Annotated in this window: 17 protein-coding genes and 5 pseudogenes; 6 read left to right on the forward strand and 16 right to left on the reverse strand. The window is 68.5% G+C overall.

Going from position 1 to position 17,156, the window contains the following annotated elements; translation table 11 throughout:
* Window positions 1–29: 29 nt before the first annotated feature.
* Together ACTWQC_RS01740 and ACTWQC_RS01745 are read right to left on the reverse strand one after the other, a co-directional pair.
* Window positions 30–563, reverse strand: coding sequence for an SRPBCC family protein (locus ACTWQC_RS01740; RefSeq protein WP_443313670.1), 534 nt, complete (start codon window positions 561–563; stop codon window positions 30–32).
* Window positions 560–922, reverse strand: a complete 363-nt coding sequence (locus tag ACTWQC_RS01745) for an ArsR/SmtB family transcription factor (RefSeq protein WP_443313671.1) — start codon at window positions 920–922, stop codon at window positions 560–562. The genes ACTWQC_RS01740 and ACTWQC_RS01745 overlap by 4 nt, the downstream gene beginning before the upstream one ends.
* 84 nt (window positions 923–1,006) lie before the next feature.
* On the opposite strand from ACTWQC_RS01745, the gene ACTWQC_RS01750 reads away from it, so the two are divergent.
* From ACTWQC_RS01750 to ACTWQC_RS01760, 3 genes and pseudogenes are all read left to right on the forward strand, one after another.
* On the forward strand, window positions 1,007–1,273 hold the full coding sequence (locus tag ACTWQC_RS01750) for a DUF4158 domain-containing protein (RefSeq protein WP_443313918.1): 267 nt from the start codon (window positions 1,007–1,009) through the stop codon (window positions 1,271–1,273).
* Window positions 1,252–1,416: pseudogene (locus tag ACTWQC_RS01755) on the forward strand (DUF4158 domain-containing protein); the annotation flags it as partial. The gene ACTWQC_RS01750 and the pseudogene ACTWQC_RS01755, both read left to right, overlap by 22 nt.
* Window positions 1,412–1,669, forward strand: a pseudogene (locus tag ACTWQC_RS01760) (Tn3 family transposase); the annotation flags it as partial. The pseudogenes ACTWQC_RS01755 and ACTWQC_RS01760, both read left to right, overlap by 5 nt.
* Before the next feature lie 138 nt (window positions 1,670–1,807).
* On the opposite strand, the gene ACTWQC_RS01765 reads toward ACTWQC_RS01760, so the two are convergent.
* The 4 genes and pseudogenes from ACTWQC_RS01765 to ACTWQC_RS01780 all read right to left on the reverse strand — a co-directional run.
* The gene (locus ACTWQC_RS01765) at window positions 1,808–2,440 is read right to left on the reverse strand and encodes a maleylpyruvate isomerase family mycothiol-dependent enzyme (RefSeq protein WP_443313672.1); all 633 of its coding nucleotides are present in this window, start codon (window positions 2,438–2,440) and stop codon (window positions 1,808–1,810) included.
* 43 nt (window positions 2,441–2,483) lie between these two features.
* The gene (locus tag ACTWQC_RS01770) at window positions 2,484–3,803 is read right to left on the reverse strand and encodes an RNA polymerase sigma factor (protein WP_443313673.1); all 1,320 of its coding nucleotides are present in this window, start codon (window positions 3,801–3,803) and stop codon (window positions 2,484–2,486) included.
* Window position 3,804: 1 nt separating this feature from the next.
* A complete protein-coding gene (locus ACTWQC_RS01775; RefSeq protein WP_443313674.1) occupies window positions 3,805–4,155 on the reverse strand; it encodes a YciI family protein in 351 nt (116 codons plus the stop codon).
* 238 nt (window positions 4,156–4,393) lie between these two features.
* Window positions 4,394–4,618 (reverse strand): annotated as a pseudogene (locus tag ACTWQC_RS01780) (transposase); the annotation flags it as partial.
* A gap of 2 nt (window positions 4,619–4,620) precedes the next feature.
* On the opposite strand from ACTWQC_RS01780, the pseudogene ACTWQC_RS01785 reads away from it, so the two are divergent.
* A pseudogene (locus ACTWQC_RS01785) lies at window positions 4,621–5,354 on the forward strand (dienelactone hydrolase family protein).
* Window positions 5,355–5,641: 287 nt separating this feature from the next.
* Here the strand turns inward: ACTWQC_RS01785 and ACTWQC_RS01790 are convergent.
* On the reverse strand, window positions 5,642–6,184 hold the full coding sequence (locus ACTWQC_RS01790) for a DapH/DapD/GlmU-related protein (protein ID WP_443313675.1): 543 nt from the start codon (window positions 6,182–6,184) through the stop codon (window positions 5,642–5,644).
* An 81-nt stretch (window positions 6,185–6,265) separates the two neighbouring features.
* Window positions 6,266–7,252, reverse strand: coding sequence for a LysR family transcriptional regulator (locus ACTWQC_RS01795; RefSeq protein WP_443313676.1), 987 nt, complete (start codon window positions 7,250–7,252; stop codon window positions 6,266–6,268).
* An 873-nt stretch (window positions 7,253–8,125) separates the two neighbouring features.
* On the opposite strand from ACTWQC_RS01795, the gene ACTWQC_RS01800 reads away from it, so the two are divergent.
* Complete coding sequence (locus ACTWQC_RS01800) at window positions 8,126–8,923, forward strand: NAD-dependent epimerase/dehydratase family protein (RefSeq protein WP_443313677.1); 798 nt, start codon at window positions 8,126–8,128, stop codon at window positions 8,921–8,923.
* Between the two features lie 334 nt (window positions 8,924–9,257).
* Here ACTWQC_RS01800 and ACTWQC_RS01805 read toward each other — a convergent pair whose 3' ends face one another.
* Window positions 9,258–9,671: an acyl-CoA thioesterase gene (locus ACTWQC_RS01805; RefSeq protein WP_443313678.1), complete on the reverse strand. Its 414-nt coding sequence runs from the start codon at window positions 9,669–9,671 to the stop codon at window positions 9,258–9,260.
* A gap of 444 nt (window positions 9,672–10,115) precedes the next feature.
* The gene (locus tag ACTWQC_RS01810) at window positions 10,116–11,063 is read right to left on the reverse strand and encodes an RICIN domain-containing protein (RefSeq protein ID WP_443313679.1); all 948 of its coding nucleotides are present in this window, start codon (window positions 11,061–11,063) and stop codon (window positions 10,116–10,118) included.
* 276 nt (window positions 11,064–11,339) lie between these two features.
* Between ACTWQC_RS01810 and ACTWQC_RS01815 the strand changes: the two genes are divergently transcribed.
* The gene (locus ACTWQC_RS01815; RefSeq protein WP_443313680.1) at window positions 11,340–11,609 is read left to right on the forward strand and encodes a hypothetical protein; all 270 of its coding nucleotides are present in this window, start codon (window positions 11,340–11,342) and stop codon (window positions 11,607–11,609) included.
* Between the two features lie 220 nt (window positions 11,610–11,829).
* Here ACTWQC_RS01815 and ACTWQC_RS01820 read toward each other — a convergent pair whose 3' ends face one another.
* The 6 genes and pseudogenes from ACTWQC_RS01820 to ACTWQC_RS01845 all read right to left on the reverse strand — a co-directional run bounded on the left by ACTWQC_RS01820 (window position 11,830) and on the right by ACTWQC_RS01845 (window position 17,010).
* The gene (locus ACTWQC_RS01820; protein ID WP_443313681.1) at window positions 11,830–12,216 is read right to left on the reverse strand and encodes a hypothetical protein; all 387 of its coding nucleotides are present in this window, start codon (window positions 12,214–12,216) and stop codon (window positions 11,830–11,832) included.
* Between the two features lie 261 nt (window positions 12,217–12,477).
* Window positions 12,478–12,909 (reverse strand): PPOX class F420-dependent oxidoreductase, encoded by a 432-nt coding sequence (locus ACTWQC_RS01825; protein ID WP_443313682.1) that lies wholly within the window; start codon window positions 12,907–12,909, stop codon window positions 12,478–12,480.
* A gap of 382 nt (window positions 12,910–13,291) precedes the next feature.
* Window positions 13,292–14,419 (reverse strand): NADH:flavin oxidoreductase, encoded by a 1,128-nt coding sequence (locus ACTWQC_RS01830; RefSeq protein ID WP_443313683.1) that lies wholly within the window; start codon window positions 14,417–14,419, stop codon window positions 13,292–13,294.
* A 207-nt stretch (window positions 14,420–14,626) separates the two neighbouring features.
* Window positions 14,627–14,761 (reverse strand): annotated as a pseudogene (locus ACTWQC_RS01835) (transposase); the annotation flags it as partial.
* Window positions 14,762–14,776: 15 nt separating this feature from the next.
* Window positions 14,777–16,261, reverse strand: coding sequence for an ATP-binding protein (locus ACTWQC_RS01840; protein ID WP_443313684.1), 1,485 nt, complete (start codon window positions 16,259–16,261; stop codon window positions 14,777–14,779).
* Window positions 16,258–17,010, reverse strand: a complete 753-nt coding sequence (locus tag ACTWQC_RS01845) for a response regulator transcription factor (RefSeq protein ID WP_443313685.1) — start codon at window positions 17,008–17,010, stop codon at window positions 16,258–16,260. The genes ACTWQC_RS01840 and ACTWQC_RS01845 overlap by 4 nt, the downstream gene beginning before the upstream one ends.
* Window positions 17,011–17,156: the final 146 nt, after the last annotated feature.

The raw sequence follows: 17,156 nt of genomic DNA on the forward strand, positions 1-17,156 counted from the left end.
GTGCTCATCTGCTGCTGTTCTCGCCATGATCAAGATCCCGTCTCGGTGTGTCGGTCGGCGCTGTCGCTCTGTTGGCCGCCGAGCAGCTCGTCGAGCCGCTCGTGGCCTTCGCGGACGCCGTAATCCATGCCGCTCTTGAGCATCGAATCGCGGGCTTCGATGGAGTCCATGAGCGACTTGCCGGTGACCCGGGTGCGACCACCGAGGTCCTCGAAGACGGCGGTCTCCAGGCTGACGCCGTCCGGAAATCCCTCGTAGGTGAAGGTCTGCACGATGCGCTCGTTGGGGCGCACCTCGTGGAACACACCATGGAAGCCGTACTCGGTTCCGTCGTCGTCGCGATGCACATAGCGATAGGAGCCACCGCTGCGCGCGTCGTACTGGTCGATCCGCATCGTGAGCCGACGCGGGCCGAGCCACTGGACGACCAGATCGGGGTCGGTGTACGCCCGGAACACGCGCTCCGGCGGAGCGTCGAACTCCCGGATGATCAGGATGGTGGGCAGATCCGGGTCGGCCACGATCCGCGTCTCGTTGCGGTGGTGCGTGTCGGTGGTGCTCATGATGCCGCTTCTTCCGTCGGGGTGTCCGTCGCCGGCTGCTCGCCCATCTGTTCAAGGAGGGCATCGAGGCGGCGGAAACGGTCCTCCGCCTCGCGCCGATAACGTTCGATCCACTTCGTCATCAGGTCGAAGACCTCTGCCTCGAGGTGGCAGGGCCGCCGCTGGGCGACTCTGCTGCGACTGACCAGACCGGCGTCCTCCAGAACCTTGATGTGCTTGGACACGGCCTGCACCGTGACGTCGTACGGCTCGGCCAGTTCGTTGACCGTGGCGTCCCCGGCGGCGAGCCGGGCCACGATGTCGCGCCGAGTGGGGTCACCCAGTGCGGAGAACACCAGCGACAGCCGGTCGTCGGTCACCTCGCGCCTCCCATATTCAACCGATTGGTTAAATACCTTACGGCCGAGGGTTCCGGCTTGTCAACCAATTGGTTGAATAGCGGCGTGCCGTCCGCGCGCGGCTGCGCGGCTCGAGATCAACAAGGAAGAGCTGATCCGGTTCTTCACCCTGACACCGGCGGACGTGGGGTTCATCGACCCGGCCGCGGCCGTAGTCCGAAGGACCGGCTGGGGCTGGCGGTCCAGCTGTGCACACTCCCCTGGCTCGGGTTCGTCCCGGACGACGTCGCCTCGGCGCCACCGGCGGCGGTCGCCCGACTCTCCGAACATCTACAGATCCCCGTGGGTGAATGCAGTTCTACGACGGGCTGAAGCAGACCCGCACCGGGCACCTACGCGAGGTGACCCGGTACCTGAACTGGAAGCCCGCGAAGACGCTGGAGCTGAAGGAGATGGACGAGTTCCTGCTCGCCCGCGCGAAGGAGCACGACTCCCCGTCGCTGCTGTTCCGCCTGGCAGCTGAACAAGGGCGAATCTCCGCACTCGCTTCGCCGCAGCCTGCTGTACGCGCACGAGGGCGCGATCCGGCACCGCCACCTGGCCGCGCAGACCGAGCAGGCGTGGTGCCTGACGCTGCTGACCAACTCGGTGGTGACCTGGACGACGGAGTACTACGGGCTGGCCATCGCGCAGATGCGTGCCGAGGGCCGGGCGGTCGACGACGAGCTCCTCGCGCACATCTCTCCGGCCCACAGCGAGAACGTGAACTTCTTCGGCACGACAACGTGGAAGTCGACACCGAGCTCGCCAAGCTCGACCCGGCCGGCTACCGGCCGCTGCGGCCCCGCCGCCCGGAAAGGGCCTGAATCGCGACGATCACTGCGAGACGTTCCTCGGCACCGATACCTACAGCGCTGCCGCGATTCGCTCGGCGCCTGGTCCGGAGACGCCTGCGAGCCCGGCGGCTCGCCCCGTGGCCAGCAGGAGCAGATCACCCGCCGGCCCTCGGATTTCGTCCTGTCCCACACCCGCTGACCACTCCCGGTCGGTGGCCACCAGTCTCGTCCCGGCCAGGCGCTTTCGGGCGCCGTAGAACGGGCTGGCGAGGACGTGTTCGAGCGCGGCGACGGTCTGCTCCGCGGGCATGTCCCGCTCGCGCCCGAGCGGTCGCGCAATGTCCTGCCCGTGTACCAGCACGTCGACGAGCGGGTCCAACGGGCTGGACAAAGGCGCGCGGTGGGCCGAGCCTGCCGTCTCGCGCAGCTGGGCGATGAGCTCGGCGGGCCCGAATCTGGCGGCCCGTTCCCGCGCCAGGTCGGCTTCCATCCGGTTCCAGTTGCCGCGCGCCCGGATGGCGCCCTTGATCGTGCCGAGGAGTGTGGTGCGTGTGGACAGCGTCATGTGTGCGGCCACGTCGTGCACGGTCCAACCGGGGCAGAGGGAGGCTGTCTGCCACTCGTGGTCGTCGAGGTCGTCGAGGAAGTCGGCGAGGCTGAGCCGTTCGGCCTTCACCCACGCGAGTATGGCGGTCCGGTCCATGTTCAGCTCTCCTCGGGTGGCAGGTGGGTTTGGGGTTCCGCCGTCATGTGCCGGTCTTGTCGGCTGGGTTGGGCGGTTCGATCTCGGTCAGCTTGCTTCGCAGGTGGGCCCGTTCGGGTTCGGTGCCGGCCAGGTCGATTGCTTCCCGGTAGGCGGACGCGGCCTCGGGCAATCGGCCGAGCCGGTGCAGCAGGTCTCCCCGGGCGGCCGGGTAGGGGTGGTGACCGCGCAGCCGCGGCTCGTCGACCAGCTCGTCGAGCAGCGCCAGGCCCGCCTCCGGGCCGTCGCGCATCGCCACCGCCACCGCCCGGTTCAGCTCGACGACGGGGGACGGCGTGAGCGCGAGCAGCACGTCATAGAGCGCCACGACCTGCGGCCAGTCCGTGCTCGCGAGGTCGGCGGCCTCGTCGTGCAGGGCGGCGACGGCGGCCTGCACCCCGTACGGGCCGGGCGGCCCGCCCGTCAACGCGCAGACCACCAGGCCACGGCCCTCCTCGATCATCGGGCGGTCCCAGCGGCCGCGGTCCTGGTCATCGAGCAGCACGAGCTCGCCGTCCGGACCGGTCCGGGCGTCGCGCCGCGCGTGGATCAGCAGCATCAGCGCGAGCAGGCCGGCAACCTCCCGCTCAGCGGGCAGCAGCCGGCGCAGGATCCGCGCCAGCCGGATGGCCTCCTCGGCGAGGTCGAGCCGCTGCAGCTGAGGGCCCGAGCTGGCCGCGTAGCCCTCGGTGAAGACCGAATAGAGGACCTGGAGCACCCCGGGCAGGCGCTCCGGCAGCTCGTCGGCGCCGGGCACGCGGAACGGGATACGAGCCTCGCGGATCTTCTTCTTCGCCCGCACGATCCGCTGGGCCATCGTCGCGGGCGGGACCAGAAAGGCCCGCGCCACCGCGGGCGTGGTCAGACCGGCCAGGTAGCGCAGGGTCAGCGCCGTACGGTCCTCGGCCGCGAGAGCGGGGTGGGCGCAGGTGAAGAACATCTGCAACCGCTCGTCGGCCAGGTCGCCGTCGGCGTCCGCGGGCGGGGCGGGACCGGCGCGGTCCGCCTCCACCTGAAGGATGGCGAGGCGGGCGGCATACGTCTGGTCCCGCCGCAGCCGGTCGACGGCCTTGCGCCGCGCCGTGGTCAGCAGCCAGGCACCGGGCTTGGCCGGGACGCCCTCGGCCGGCCAGTGGACCAGTGCCGCCTCGACGGCCTCGGAGGTGACCTCTTCGGCCAGGTCGAGATCGCCGAAGCGGCGGACGAGGGAGGCGAGCAGCCGGCCGCGCTCCTCCCGGAACACCGCCTCCACTGTCGACTGGCCAGGCGACTGATGGGGTGACTCGATGGGCGTGTCGGGTCCTGCGGCTCCCCCGTCCCTCATGTCAGGCCCCGAACTCGGCGATCGGCCGCACCACCACCGACCCGCTGCCGCGCGCGCCGGGACAGCGCGCGGCCCAGTCGAGCGCGACATCCAGGTCCGGTACGTCGACGACATAGAAGCCGCCGAGGACCTCGCGGGTCTCGGCGAACGGCCCGTCCGTGACCGCCCGCCTGCCGTCCTGGCCGACCCGAACCGTCGTGGCGGTGACCAGGTCCGCCAGTGATTCCCCGGAAACCCAGATCCCGGCGTCCTTCACCTCCTTGTCGTAGCTCATCCAGTCCTCGAAGGTGCACTCGGCGGCTCCGCCGTCCTCGTCGATCGCACCAGCGTTGATCAGCAGCATGTACTTCAAGGTCCGACTCCTGTCAGGTCCTGTGGTTTCCTCGCGCGCCGGGGCGCCGTACACCATGACGACGAACGGGACACAGTCAGATCGACAGCTCCCCAAAATTTTCTCCGGGACAAGCTCAGCGCCCACGCTGGTTCTCACAAACGTAAACGATGGTCCCTGGATCACCGAGTGATCAGGCAGCCTGCGCCAGGTAGTACGGAGTGACGTCGCGGCGTTCGGCAGGGCGGGCCTTGCGGTGGGTGAGTCGCCGGGCCATCAGGGTGATCGCGGCCCAGGTGATCAGTGACTCGCTCATCTCTGGGAGACGTTCGTGATCGCGGCAGTGGCGGCGGGCCCGCATGATCCACGACCACGAACGCTCGACCACCCACCTGCGCGGGAGGACGACGAACCCCTTCGCGTCCGGCGGGCGCCGCACCGTCTTGATGGTGATGTCGAGGTACTTCTTCGCCCAGTCCACCAGCGCTGCCGATTCCCACCGCGGACGGCCAGGCCGACGCTTTCGCCGCCTTCCCCGACCGTGGCGAGCGGCACCCGGGGGTGCTGCTGTACACGGACGCCTTCGGCGTGCGGCCCGAGTTGGAGGAGAGGGCCCGCGAACTGGCCGAGCACGGGTACTACGTGCTCGTCCCCAACCTCTACTACCGGCACGGCCCGGCACCGGTGATCGAATTCCCGAGCACATCGGAGAAGACATCCGACCCGCGGTCATCGCCCAGTTGATGCCCTTGATCGAGGCGCACACCACCGAACGGGTCCTGCGCGACGCCGACGCCTACCTCAGGTTCCTCACCACCCAGCCCGAGGTCAGCTCCGGACCGGCCGCCGTGATCGGCTACTGCATAGGCGCCGCCTTGGCGATGCGCACTGCAGCGGCCCATCCCGACCAGGTGGCCGCCGTCGCCGGATTCCACCCCGGCTTCTTGGTCACCGACGCGCCCGACAGCCCGCACCGCCTCGTCCCCAAGCTCACCGCCCAAGTCCACCTCGGCCTCGCCGAAAACGACATGCCGCCCGAGGACATCAACGAGCTCAACAAGGCCCTGGACGCCGCAGGTGTCGGCTACACCACCGAGATCTGCCCCGGCACCATCCACGGCTACACCATGTCCGACACCGACGCCTTCAACCCCTCCGCACTGCAGCGCCACTGGGACCGTCTGCTCCCCCTCCTCGACCGTACCCTGGCCAACAGCTGAGGCTCCGGCTCGGAAACCAGACCCGAAGTACACGGCTCCGGAGTCCTAGGTGTTGCTGGCCATGACGTTGTTGGCGGCAGAAACTTGGCGGCGAGCAGGATCAGTGAGTGATGCTGGCAACGCGCGTGGGCTTTCGGTGTCAGTGGCTGTGTGAGGCGTTGTGATGATGGCCGCGACGTTGGTTCGTCGCCCTGGACCGGAGCCAGTTGTCTCGGGGAGGGGCGCCAGCTTCCGATGTGGTTGATGACTGCCCGTAGTCCGGGCTCGGTGTGGCCCCTGAGAGGTCGTCACCACCGTCGGTGCACGGTTGCCTTACTGCTGGTCACCAGGCTTGCCGGCGGAACGTCATCGGTCACGACCGCGCCAGCGGCGACCACGGCATCACGGCCAATGCTGACGCCAGGAAGGATCGTGGCACCGGCGCCGATCCACACGTTCTCCGCCACATCGATGGGCGCGCCGCTTAGCCACCCCCGTCGCTCCTCAGGATCGACCGGGTGACCGACGGTGATGAACGTGGCCTTTGGCCCGACCATCACGCGCTTGCCGAGCCGGATGCCGGCGTAGTCCAGGAACGTGCAGTTCTGGTTGACGAACACGCGCTCCGCGAGGTCCAAGTGAAGGCCGTGGTCCGTGTAGAAGGGCGGATAGATCGTGACTCTCGTCGACAGCGGACTGCCGAGGATCTGTTCGAACAGTTCCGCCTTACCCGCTTCGTCCTCGAAGGGCAGGACGTTCAGGCGGGAGGTGAGCTCGGTGACCCGCAGGACCCTCTCGGCCATGGCCTGGAACTCGGCGCTATGGATGCGCATGAGACGGTCGCTGGACATGCCACGATCCTTTCTGGTGTACCGGTGACTGGATAAGACTCACTGGGCGCTGGTGGAGGCTGCTATCAGCAGCCGGTCGAGTCACCTTTGCCGGGGTTGGGACCTGCGAGCATGTGCGATGTCGCTGTCGCCGCGCCGTGGCGTCGTTGCCCAGAACGGGAGCCAGACCGTCTCAGGGAGCCTTGGCAGGCTTCCGAGGTGGGTGATGATTCCACGGAGTCCTGGATGTGCATTCGTTCTGGGGAGGATGAGAGAGAGTGGGTATGCGAGGGTCGGATTCACGATAGGGATGCGGCGTAGGTCGTAGTTCGTCGGCCAGATGTACCGGTCGCGTGCCCCAACGAGGGTGGCCACGTCCGCGGAGTCCGCGAGGGTGTCCAGGAGTACTTCGTCTCCAAAGTGCGGGCCTGCCGCGTCGATGCGTAGGTCGAATTCGGTGGCGAGCTGATCGTAGAACTCCGCCCATTCGCTTCGGGGCGCGATACCCGGCACCCATATCCGGTGCTTACGCAGCTGCGGTGGCGTCAGTCTTCGCGCGGAGGCGAGCGGATGTCTCGGGCCGACGAGAAGTTCCAGCGGAGAGTCGAACGCGTGAATCATTTGAACGTCTGGCGGCAGTGTGTCCGGGTCAGTGACGGTACGGAACGAGGCGTCGATATCGCCTGCTTCGACGGCGGCGACCGCCACACGTGGGTCGTTGACCCGGAGGGTCACCACGTCGAGGTTGGTTTCGGGATGCGACCGCCAATAGTCGTGCAGAACAACGGCCTGCGCGCTTCGCAGGCCGAGAACGTCGATCCGAAGGGCCCGGGAGCCCGGCCTGACCGCGGTGATGGCGCGCTCGACACCCGCGACGATGCTCCGCGCGTGGGGGAGAAACGCCTGACCATCGAGCGTCAGCTCAACCCCTCGGGCGGTACGTGCGAACAGACGGACTTCCAGCTTGCGCTCCAGGGCGGCGATCCGCTTGGAGACCGCCTGCTGCGTCACGCCCAGCTCATCGGCCGCATGTTGCAACTGTCCGAGCTCGGCCGCCCGGACGAACGATCGCAATGCCTCGGTGTCCACTGGCTCACCTTAGGCGTGCACAACTGATCGTTGTGGCTCGCCGAGGATTGGTTGTTTGATCACGCTCCAGCGTGGCTGATGTGGTTCAAGCATCCAAACCGTCGGTTGTCGCGAGGAGCCATGTGCGCGTGAGATTGGGGCCCAGCTTCGGGTGGCTGTGGCCGGCCTAGGCCGTCAGCACATACGGCACGTGAATCGCTTTCGGGGCATTTCCCGCTCGTCGCGGTCCGGGTGCTGCACTCGCCGGCATTCGCCCTCTCGCTCCTGGAAGCTGCCGGCCTTACCGTTGCCGCGATCGTCGCGGTCCCACTCGGGCCGCGGGTCGAGCACCCGGCCAAGCGCCCCGTGATGGCGGCTTCGTCGGCGCCCGCCTCTCCGCGCGCCTCGTCACCCGCTACGGCCCACCGCATCATGATCGTCTCCGGCTGGCTGCGCTCGATCTTCCCACTCGGACTCGCACGAACCCTCCCCGGCATCTCCGGACTCCTCACGGTGATCATCGTCGAGACCCTGCTGATCACCAGCATGGGCAGCTTCAATCCATCAACGCGACAGAGCGCCTGCAATGCACTCCCGCCGATGGCGTCGCACAGGCCCTCAGTGCGTGGAGCATCAGCAGCAAACTCGCACACGCCACACGCGTCGTGGGTCAGCACGCTGTGCCTTGTGCCCGCAGAGACCGTGTGCGGATCAGTTGGTGTAGCAATTGAGCGGGGCCTTTGCCGAGAACGGTTTCGCTTCGACGGTTGCGCGCAGTGTCGCGATTCCCGGACAGCGAGGTGGTGTAGATCACTGTCGGGTTGGAGTTCCTGTTCCCTCTTGACGAGACCTTCTGCGGCCGAGCTGTCGGTGGTGTGAGGCAGAGTGGCCGCTATGGGAACCGGTCTTGGGACTGTGGTGGTCACCGGCGCTGCCGGGCGTGTTGGGTCGGCGGTGCGGGTCGGTTTGCGCGGTGAGGTGGAGCGCCTGGTGCTCGTCGATCGTGTCGGTCTCGTTGCGCAGTCGTCGGCCGAGGAGGTGCGGCAGCTTGACCTGCGTGATGTTGAGGCGGTGACAGCGGCCTTGGAGGATGCGGATGCGGTCGTGCATCTGGGCGGGGTCCCGGATGAGGCGCCGTTGCCGGACCTGTTGGACGGCAATGTTCGGGGGACGCATAACGTGCTGGAGGGTGCACGTCGGCAAGGGGTTGGGCGAGTGTTGCTCGCCAGCAGTAACCGCCTCACCGGCTTCTATCCGGTCTCGGAGACCGTCACGGCCGAGCTGCCGCCGCGTCCGGATGGTCTCTATGGGGTGAGCAAGGTAGCGGTCGAGGCGCTGGGACGTCTGTATGCGGACAAGTTCGGTCTGTCCGTGGTGTGCCTGCGTATCGGGAGCTTTGAAGACGCGCCGTCCGAGCGACGTCATCTGGCCACGTGGCTGAGCCCGCGCGACTGCCTCGGTTTCGTTCGCGCGGCTCTCACCGCCCCGGGCATTCGCTTCACGACCGTGTATGCCGTTTCCGCCAACACTCGTCGGTTCTGGGATATCGAGGCTGGCTCGGTTCTGGGATACACGCCCGTTGACGACGCGGAAGCCTTCGCGTCGAGCATTCCGCCAGACGCGGACTCGGCGGAGTGCGTTCTCCAGGGTGGTGCATACGCCAGCGCGGAATACACGCTCCGACATATCTGAAAACAGGCCGACCGTCGCGATGGGTCACCCTCAGCTGCAGGTCCCGATCACGGTGGTTCGCGGTGCGGGGAGGCGGCTGACCTGTTTTCGGCAGGGTGAATGCGAGCCACTCGGACACCTCAGTTGAGAGCCATGTCGCTCCAACCGTGCAGCTGATGGCCACCCTCATATGCAGGGTGCCGATAGCTTGGTGGTTCCGGGCCCTCTTGGCCTGCGTCCTGACGGACGCGGTTCGTGAGGGCCCGGCTCCGTGACGGACGGTGCACTTTTGCGCGGCGGGGGGACCCAACGGTGATCATCGGGTGGTGAAGCGCGTGCTGTTGTGCTGGTCCTACTATCCTGCTGAGGTGTAGGGCTGGAGGGCCGCACGAACCGTGGTGGGCATCTCCTTCTTGCTGTGGGTCGCGGGATCGATGAACACGTGCCGTACTTCACCTTCTGCGATGACCCGTTCACCGACCTTGAACACCGGGCACACGATCATGCTGGTTGTTCCGAGATGGGTGATGGGCATCTCAATGTCGAGCAGCTCATCGAAGCGCGCCCCCAGGCGGTAGAGAATCCGCGCTTCTGCCACGACCAGGTCGGCTCCGCTCTCGACCATGGACGTGTAGTCCTCGACGACTTCTCGCCACAGCTCGGTCACGGCGACGTCGTAGTAGAAGAGGTAGTGACCGTTGAACACCACGCCTTGCTGGTCACACTCGCTGTAGCGCACTCGCAATCGGTGCGTGAATAGCTTGGCCATGGCGAGATCGTAGTTGCCTCCCGCACTGATGACCGAGGCGGCGGGCGAGCGCGCAGCTCCGGAAGATCGGCTCGGTCACCATCAGCGGCTCACCCCACCGGCGCGGCGGCCGCCACCGCGTGCCCTCTGCCGTGGCCGCCCGATCCAGCTCAAGGCAGTCGTGCACGCACGAGCTCGGCGCCGGCGCCCCGCCGGCCGGGGGTTCATGCAGCCACCGGTTCACCACCGCCGTCGCACGCGGCGCGGCCGGACCGTCCTCGAAGCACAGGGTGTCGTCGACGAGCACGCGCATTCCCTCGGGCCCAAACCCCCGGCTACCAGGCCAGTCGGGGAGCTTCCAGAACGTCTTCTCGCGTACGGACGCGTCCAGTTGCCACATAGCGGTGATCTGCGGCTTGGACAGTGCCTTCGTTCGGTACGGCGGCTCCGGGCGGCGCTCGCGGGTCAGGATGCAGGCTCGATGAAGAACACTTGGCCCCCCTTGCCCACGCACCGCTCCATCACTGCCTCAGTTCCCTCGGAGGTGTCGGAGGCTTTGATCCCCACGCATCCCTGTCCGGCCACGCGAAGGACATACCTGCCGCCTGCGTATGGTCCGGACGGTTCGAGGTGGAACCGGCTGGCCTGCGCGCAGTCGTCATACGGCTCCAGCAACCCGGCACCGGCGCCCTCATCGAGTGCCTTGAGGCAGCCCTTGCCGTAGTCGGGATGATGCCATTGGATCCGGTACGTATCCCCGCCCATCGGCTCCAGCTTGGTGGCCTGCGGTGCCACCTTGCTGCACCGCCGCTGAACGGCCACCAGCGGGGTGTAGCGGCGGTCCAGGACCCGTCCGTCGGTCAGGCACAGATCGGGAGCCGTGACCGGGCGGATGTGTACCCAGCCGCTCAGCAGTGCCGACCTGACGCCAGGGGACGCGGACCCCACACTCCGGTCCGCCCCGGCATCTCCTGTCGGTTCGCCAGAAGCAGCGAGCATCCAGACTCCGACAGCGGTTAGGACCGGGACGGCCACCAACACACTCAGTGCTGTGCCCCTGCGCAGCGGCCTGACGAGCGGGCCCCGCCGAGCCGGTTCTGCCTTACAGGCTTCGCTTACCTGCTGACCGGCGATTCGGTCCCGGGCCTGGAGCCACTGCGCCACCCGTTCCCCTTCCCCACAGGCCTTCACGAAGGCAGCCAGTTGGTCAGGTCGCGGTGCGACGTCCCGGCTCAGCATGCTGGAGGCGGTACTGCGTGGCAGCACGTCCCCGACGTCTGCTGCGCGCTCTTCCAGCTGCCGGTACGACAGTCCGGAATCCTTCTTCAGTTGGCGCAGCAATTCCATGAATGCGGGTAAGTCATGGACTTCTCCGAGTTCCCAACCCCCCAGGTTTGCCATGAAGTTGATCATCGTGGTCGTCGTGCGAGCCGTCAATGGCGATCCGCGCCAATCACGATGCCCGCAGGGGACGGGATGTGGCTCCATCACGAGCTACGGCTTCCGCGGTCGCGATATGCGGACGACGTACGGACACCGTCGGCGGGACAGGACGCTGACCAGCGTGGATACCAAGCAGGGCGTCCGGGACACGCCAAGTACGTCCAGGACATCGGATCGCTGTTCCCTTCGGCCCACTTCCTGCCTCAGGATCACGCCGACAGCAACACTTCGACCTCAAGGGGAAACATGCGTACTCGACTTGTGCTCGCCAGTGCCGCGATGGGAGCCGCCCTGCTGACCGGTGGCACCGTCGCCACCGCGCAGGCGACACCCGCCTCCTCCGACACGAGCATGACGACGGCCGCGGCACCGATCGCCAACTCGTGGATCTACGTCGGCACCTACCGCACCCACAGGGCGTGCTACAACGACGGGAAGAACTCCGTCTACTCCGAGTGGGAGTGCCGACCGACCAGCAGCGGCAAGTGGCAGCTCTGGGTGAACGACGAGTCGTGAGCACGTGACGACCTAGGAGCCCTCTGGACGCGCTGATGGTCACGAACCTCTTCTCAGCGCCGTAACCTCGGATTTTCGTGCCTGTAGCCGCAGCTGCCTTCACGACTGCGAGTGGACGACCAGTGTCGCCCGGTGGGGGCAGTGGCCGTGGTGGGTGCGGAGTCGTGCCGGCGGTTCCCGGGAGTTCCAGGAACCGCCGGCACTCGAGGGTGTCCGTCCGCTACACGACGCGGATCTTCAAGCTGCCGCTGGCGAGGGCGCTGACGCTCGCCGAAGTGCCGGGCGCGACGGTGACGCTGGCGCTGCCGCCGCCGGAGAAGACCAGGGTGGCGTCGGTGTTGTTGGTCACCCGGGCGACTGCCGATACCTGGATGCCGGTGTCGAGGGTGGCTCCGGCGGACAACTTCGCGCCGGGGATCGTGATCGTGCCGCCGGCCGACAGGCCGATGTCCACCGAGCCTGTCACGGCTGCGGTGGCTTGCGTGTGCATGCTCGTGGCGGCGTGTGCGGGTGCCGCCGAGGCGCTGGGCTGGAGAGCGATCAGGCCGCCTGCGACCACGAGTGCGGCAGCGACGATCTTGGCGGTGAGGCGATGGGTCGGGCGCACGGAAACCTCCATGATGAGAGACCACTATCTCCAGGACCGCGGCCGCGCCTGGCTGTGCCAGCCCCCAGATAACCGTGGTAGCGACGTGGATGCAATGTGACTAATTGCCTGCTGGGGGGCGCAGGGGGCGCCAAGAGAGGGCGTGTTGGGGCCCCTCGTACGGGGGTTGAGATTGGATCGCGGGTCCAAGACCCGGCCATGCGCGGCGGGCATGCGAAGGCCCCGAATCGCGGGGCGGATCGCCGGGGCCGTCGCAGGCGGTCAGCGGATCTTCGCGCCGTACACGTGGTCGACCGTCATCGCCATGAGCACCCGGCGGTCGGACACCATCACCGACCGGTACTCGTCCCAGTCCGGGTGCTCCCCGGCGGCGATGCGGTAGTAGTCCACCAGTGCCTCGACCTCGGGACCGTGGGGGTCGGTTCCCGGTCCGGTGAGTGTCGCCGTGCCCTCGGCAGTGGCCCACGCCCCGCCGTCGGGGCTGGTGACCTCCAGCGTGGCTCGTGGGTCACGGCGCAGATTCGCCGTCTTGGCTCGTCCCTCGGTCATCGAAACGTAGATGACACCGGCCTCCTGGTCGTAGAAGGGCATGACGGGGGAAAGCTGGGGGCGGCCGTCCGACTTGATCGTTGCGAGGACACCGAGTCGGCCTTCCGCGAGCAGCGTGCGTGGGTTGAATGGTGTGGCGGTCATGTTCGGGGCCAAGTCGCGACGGGGTGCTGGTTATTCCTGGCGATGCGGGGCCGGCGGCCGGTCGTGGTCGCTCCCCTGAGGGCTTGCGGGTGAGAGCGGGTGTTCACCGCGCTGATGGCCCAGGCTGATGCCGACGAGGATCTGAACTGGGCTGTCTCGGTGGGCTCGACCATCGTGCGCGCTCACCAGCCCGCGGCCGGGGCTCACAAAAAGGAGCCCCGGCCGGCGAGCCGGACGACCACGCGATCGGGCGGTGCATCAACCGCCTCAAGCAGTGGCGCGGTATCCCGCCCGCTACGAGAAGACCGCGACCATCCATCTGGCCGGACTCCACGTCACGGGCATCTTCTTCCGGTCAGCCCGGCGATCCAAACGAAGCCGCCTAGCTCAGCGTCTTCAGCGCCGCCGCGTCGTACGGCTTCAGCTCCTCGAACCGGTCCCCCAGGACCTTCGCCGCCCACTCCGGGTCCTGGAGCAGGGCGCGGCCGACGGCGACCAGGTCGAACTCGTCACGCTCCAGCCGGTCGAGGAGGTTGTCGATGCCCTGGACCGGGGCGCCCTCGCCCATGAAGCCGCGGATGAAGTCGCCGTCGAGGCCGACCGAGCCGACGGTGATGGTGGGCCTGCCGGTGAGCTTCTTGGTCCAGCCCGCCAGGTTCAGGTCCGAGCCCTCGAACTCCGGGAGCCAGTAGCGGCGGGTGGAGGCGTGGAAGGCGTCGACGCCGGCCGCGGCGAGCGGGGTCAGGATCGCCTCCAGCTCCTCCGGGGTCTCGGCGAGCCTCGCGTCGTAGGCCTCCTGCTTCCACTGCGAGTAGCGGAAAATCACCGGGAAGTCGGGCGAGACGGTCTCGCGGACCGCGGCCACGATCTCGGCCGCGAACGTCGCACGGGCCACGGGGTCGCCGCCGTAGGCGTCGGTACGGCGGTTCGTCCCCGCCCACAGAAACTGGTCGAGGAGGTAGCCGTGGGCGCCGTGCAGTTCGACGCCGTCGAAGCCGATGCGCTCGGCGGCCTCGGCGGCCTCGGCGAAGGCGCCGATGACGTCATCCAGGTCACGTCGGGTCATCGCCTTGCCGGTGCCCTCGGTGCCGTCGACGCGGATGCCGGAGGGGCCGACGGCGGGGGCGTCGGCGTAGGGCGGGTCGCCCTGCTTGCGCACCATGCCGATGTGCCACAGCTGCGGCACGATCGTGCCGCCCGCCGCGTGAACGGCCTCGGCGACCTCCGCCCACCCCGCCAGCTGCTCCTCACCGTGGAACCGCGGCACACGGTCACTCTGCCCGGCCGACTCGTGGCCGACATAGGTCCCCTCGGTGACGATCAGGCCCACACCCGCGGCGGCGCGACGGGCGTAGTACGACCGCACGTCCTCACCGGGGACGCCCCCCGGGGAGAACATGCGCGTCATCGGCGCCATCACGATGCGGTTCGGGACGGTCAGGCCGTTCAGGGCGACGGGCCGGGACAGGATCTCGGCCGCGCGGGAGGCCGAGGGGGCAGAGACGGTCACGGGGGTGCTCCTCGTAGGTACCAGGCGGTATGTGCACACGCATTGAATGCGTGCAGGTGCCAACCGTCCCGGCGGTCGCGGCATTCCCCCCTCCGGCGAGCCGCCCTGTGATCCCGGACACGCACCCAGAGCCAGGGCGGTCAGGGCTCCCGCGGCCGGGCACGGAGCATCAGCCTGGGCCATCAGCGCGGTGAACGCCCGCTCCCACGTGCCATCGACGGCCGCCATCCGCAGCCGGGTGTAGACGCCCCTCCAGTTGCCGTGCTTCTCCGGCAGGTGAACCCACGGCGATCCGGTCCGGTACTTCCAGGCGATCGCATCGTTCACCTCGCGGTGATCCCGCCACCGACCACCCCGTTATCGGCGTTCGGTCAGGAAGTGGCGGCTCGATTCGAGCCCACGTTGGTCTGTTGAAGCTCCTGGTTGCTGTCCGGGGCCGGCGAGGTGGCGGGGGGCCTGGGGTCGAGGCGGGCTGCTGGTAGTGGCGGGGCGGAGGCGAACGACGGCGTCGAGGCCGCCGCCGGGCGCGGGTTCGAGGGTGATGTGGCCACCGCCGGCGCGGGTGAGCTGCTCGACGATGGGCAGGCCGAGGCCGGTGCCGTCATGGTGGGTGTCGGAGGCGCGCCAGAAGCGGTCGAAGGCGCGTCGGCGTTCGCTTTCGGTCATGCCGGGCCCTTGGTCGATGATGTGGAGCTCGGCTGCCTGGGGCGTGCTTGTCGTGGCGAGGGTGATGGTGGTGCCGGGGGGTGAGACACGTAGGGCGTTGGCGAGCAGGTTGTCGATGATCTGCTCCAGCGCTCCAGGGATGGCCCAGACCTGGCCCCATGACCGGCCGGCTACGGCGATGCGGACGTGCTGTTCGGCGGCGAAGGGGCTCCAGGTGGCGGCGCGGTCGGCCACGACGGTGTGGAGGTCGACCGCTTCAGGAGTGGTCGCGGTGCTTTCCAGGCGGGCCAGGGAGAGCAGTCCATGGATCATGCGCCCGAGGCGCTCGGTCTCGCCGATGGCCTCCTCAAGGCTGTCGTGAGCGCATGGGGCGAGGTGGGGCTCGAAGTTCTCCAGGCGCAGCCGCAGTGCGGTCAGCGGGGTTTTCAGCTGGTGGGAGACTTCGGCGGCGAAGGCGCGCTGGGCACGGAGCACATGCTGCAGGCGGGTGGCGGTGGCCGTGAAGGAGGCGGCCAAGCGGCGCAGTTCGGGTGGGCCGAGGTGGGCGGCGGGCGGCTCGGTGAGACTGCCATCGGCGAGTTGGGCGGTGGCGCGTTCCAGGGCGTGCACGGGGCGGACGATCCAGCGGGCGAGGGTGAAGGCGATCAGTGCGACGGCGGCAAGGATGCCCAGGCCGGTCAGGGCGAGGGTGAGCCAGATGTCGTGGATGCGGTCGGTCAGCACGGTGGTGGGGTAGCTGATCCGCAGTGCGCCGCGGATGGTGCTTCCGGAGGAGCCCGGCATGGTGGCATAGCGGGTCTCGGTGCCGGTGACCGGGTCGTGGTGGGTGCCAACGGTGGGCTGGTTGTGCAGGGCGGCGGCGATGTCCGGTTCGGCGGACAGGTCGGCGCCGCTGGTTCCGGCGGAGTCGGTCAGCACGGTGCCGGTCCGGTCGACGATGACGACGCGGGCGCCGCGCTCGCTGGCGTAGTCGGTGGCCAGTTCGGGCAGTTCGGCGGTGTCGCCTTCCTCGATGCGTTCCTCGGCGAGTTCGGCCAGCATTCCGGCGTCGCGTTCGATGCTGTTGGAGAAGCGGGACAGCTCGCCTCGGGCGTAGACGAGACCGAAGGGGATCTCCAGACCCAGCAGGACCAGCAGGACCAGGCCGAGGTAGCTGGCGAGCAGTCGGCGGGTCACCCGGGGGTCTCGTCGTGCCCGGGGACGGAGTCTGCCGTCGGCGTGGTCCCGTCGGGCACGTGCAGGCGGAAGCCGACCCGGCGGATGGTCTCGATCCACGCCGGGTCGCCCAGTTTGCGGCGCAGGGCGGCCACGTGCACGTCCAGGGTCTTGGTGGGGCCGAAGAAGTGCGGGTCCCACACCTGGTCCACGATCTGCTGGCGGGAGCAGACCGCGCCGGGGTCCTGGGCGAGGTAGGCAAGCAGGTCGAATTCCTTCGGCGCCAGGGCGACGGCCCGGCCGGCGAGGTGGACCTGGCGGGTGCGGCGGTCAAGGGTCAGCGGACCTATGTGCTGGGCGGCGTCCGAGGGTGGGGCGTGGCCGGTACCGGGCGCCCGCGCGGGCTGCACCATGACGGGTGGACGAGTGCGGCGTGTGACGGCCCGGATGCGAGCCACCAGCTCCCGTACGCCGAACGGCTTGGCCAGGTAATCGTCCGCGCCGAGCTCCAGGCCGAGGACCCGGTCGATCTCCTCACCCCTCGCGGTGATCATGATGATCGGTACGTTCGAGCGCTGCCGCAGGGCACGGCACACGTCGATGCCGTCCATGTCGGGCAGGCCCAGGTCGAGCAGCACCATCTCCGGCTCGGGCGCCGCCAGCGCGGCGGCCCCGGTACGGGCCCGCTCAACGGTGAATCCGTACCGGCCAAGCCCCTCCGCCAGCGGGCCGGCGATCCGTTCATCGTCCTCGATGAGCAACACCTGCATGGCGTCAGACTCACACAGCCCGGCCGCAACGAGTGGAGTAGTCACGCAAACTCGCCTTGCCGTCCAGGGCGAACGCTGTCGCACGTACCGGTGCCAGCGTGCACGGCGGGGCTGGGGCGCCGCCCGTCACGGCAGGCCTTCCGGCC

This window comes from Streptomyces sp. 8N616, assembly GCF_052246385.1.
Classification (GTDB): domain Bacteria; phylum Actinomycetota; class Actinomycetes; order Streptomycetales; family Streptomycetaceae; genus Streptomyces.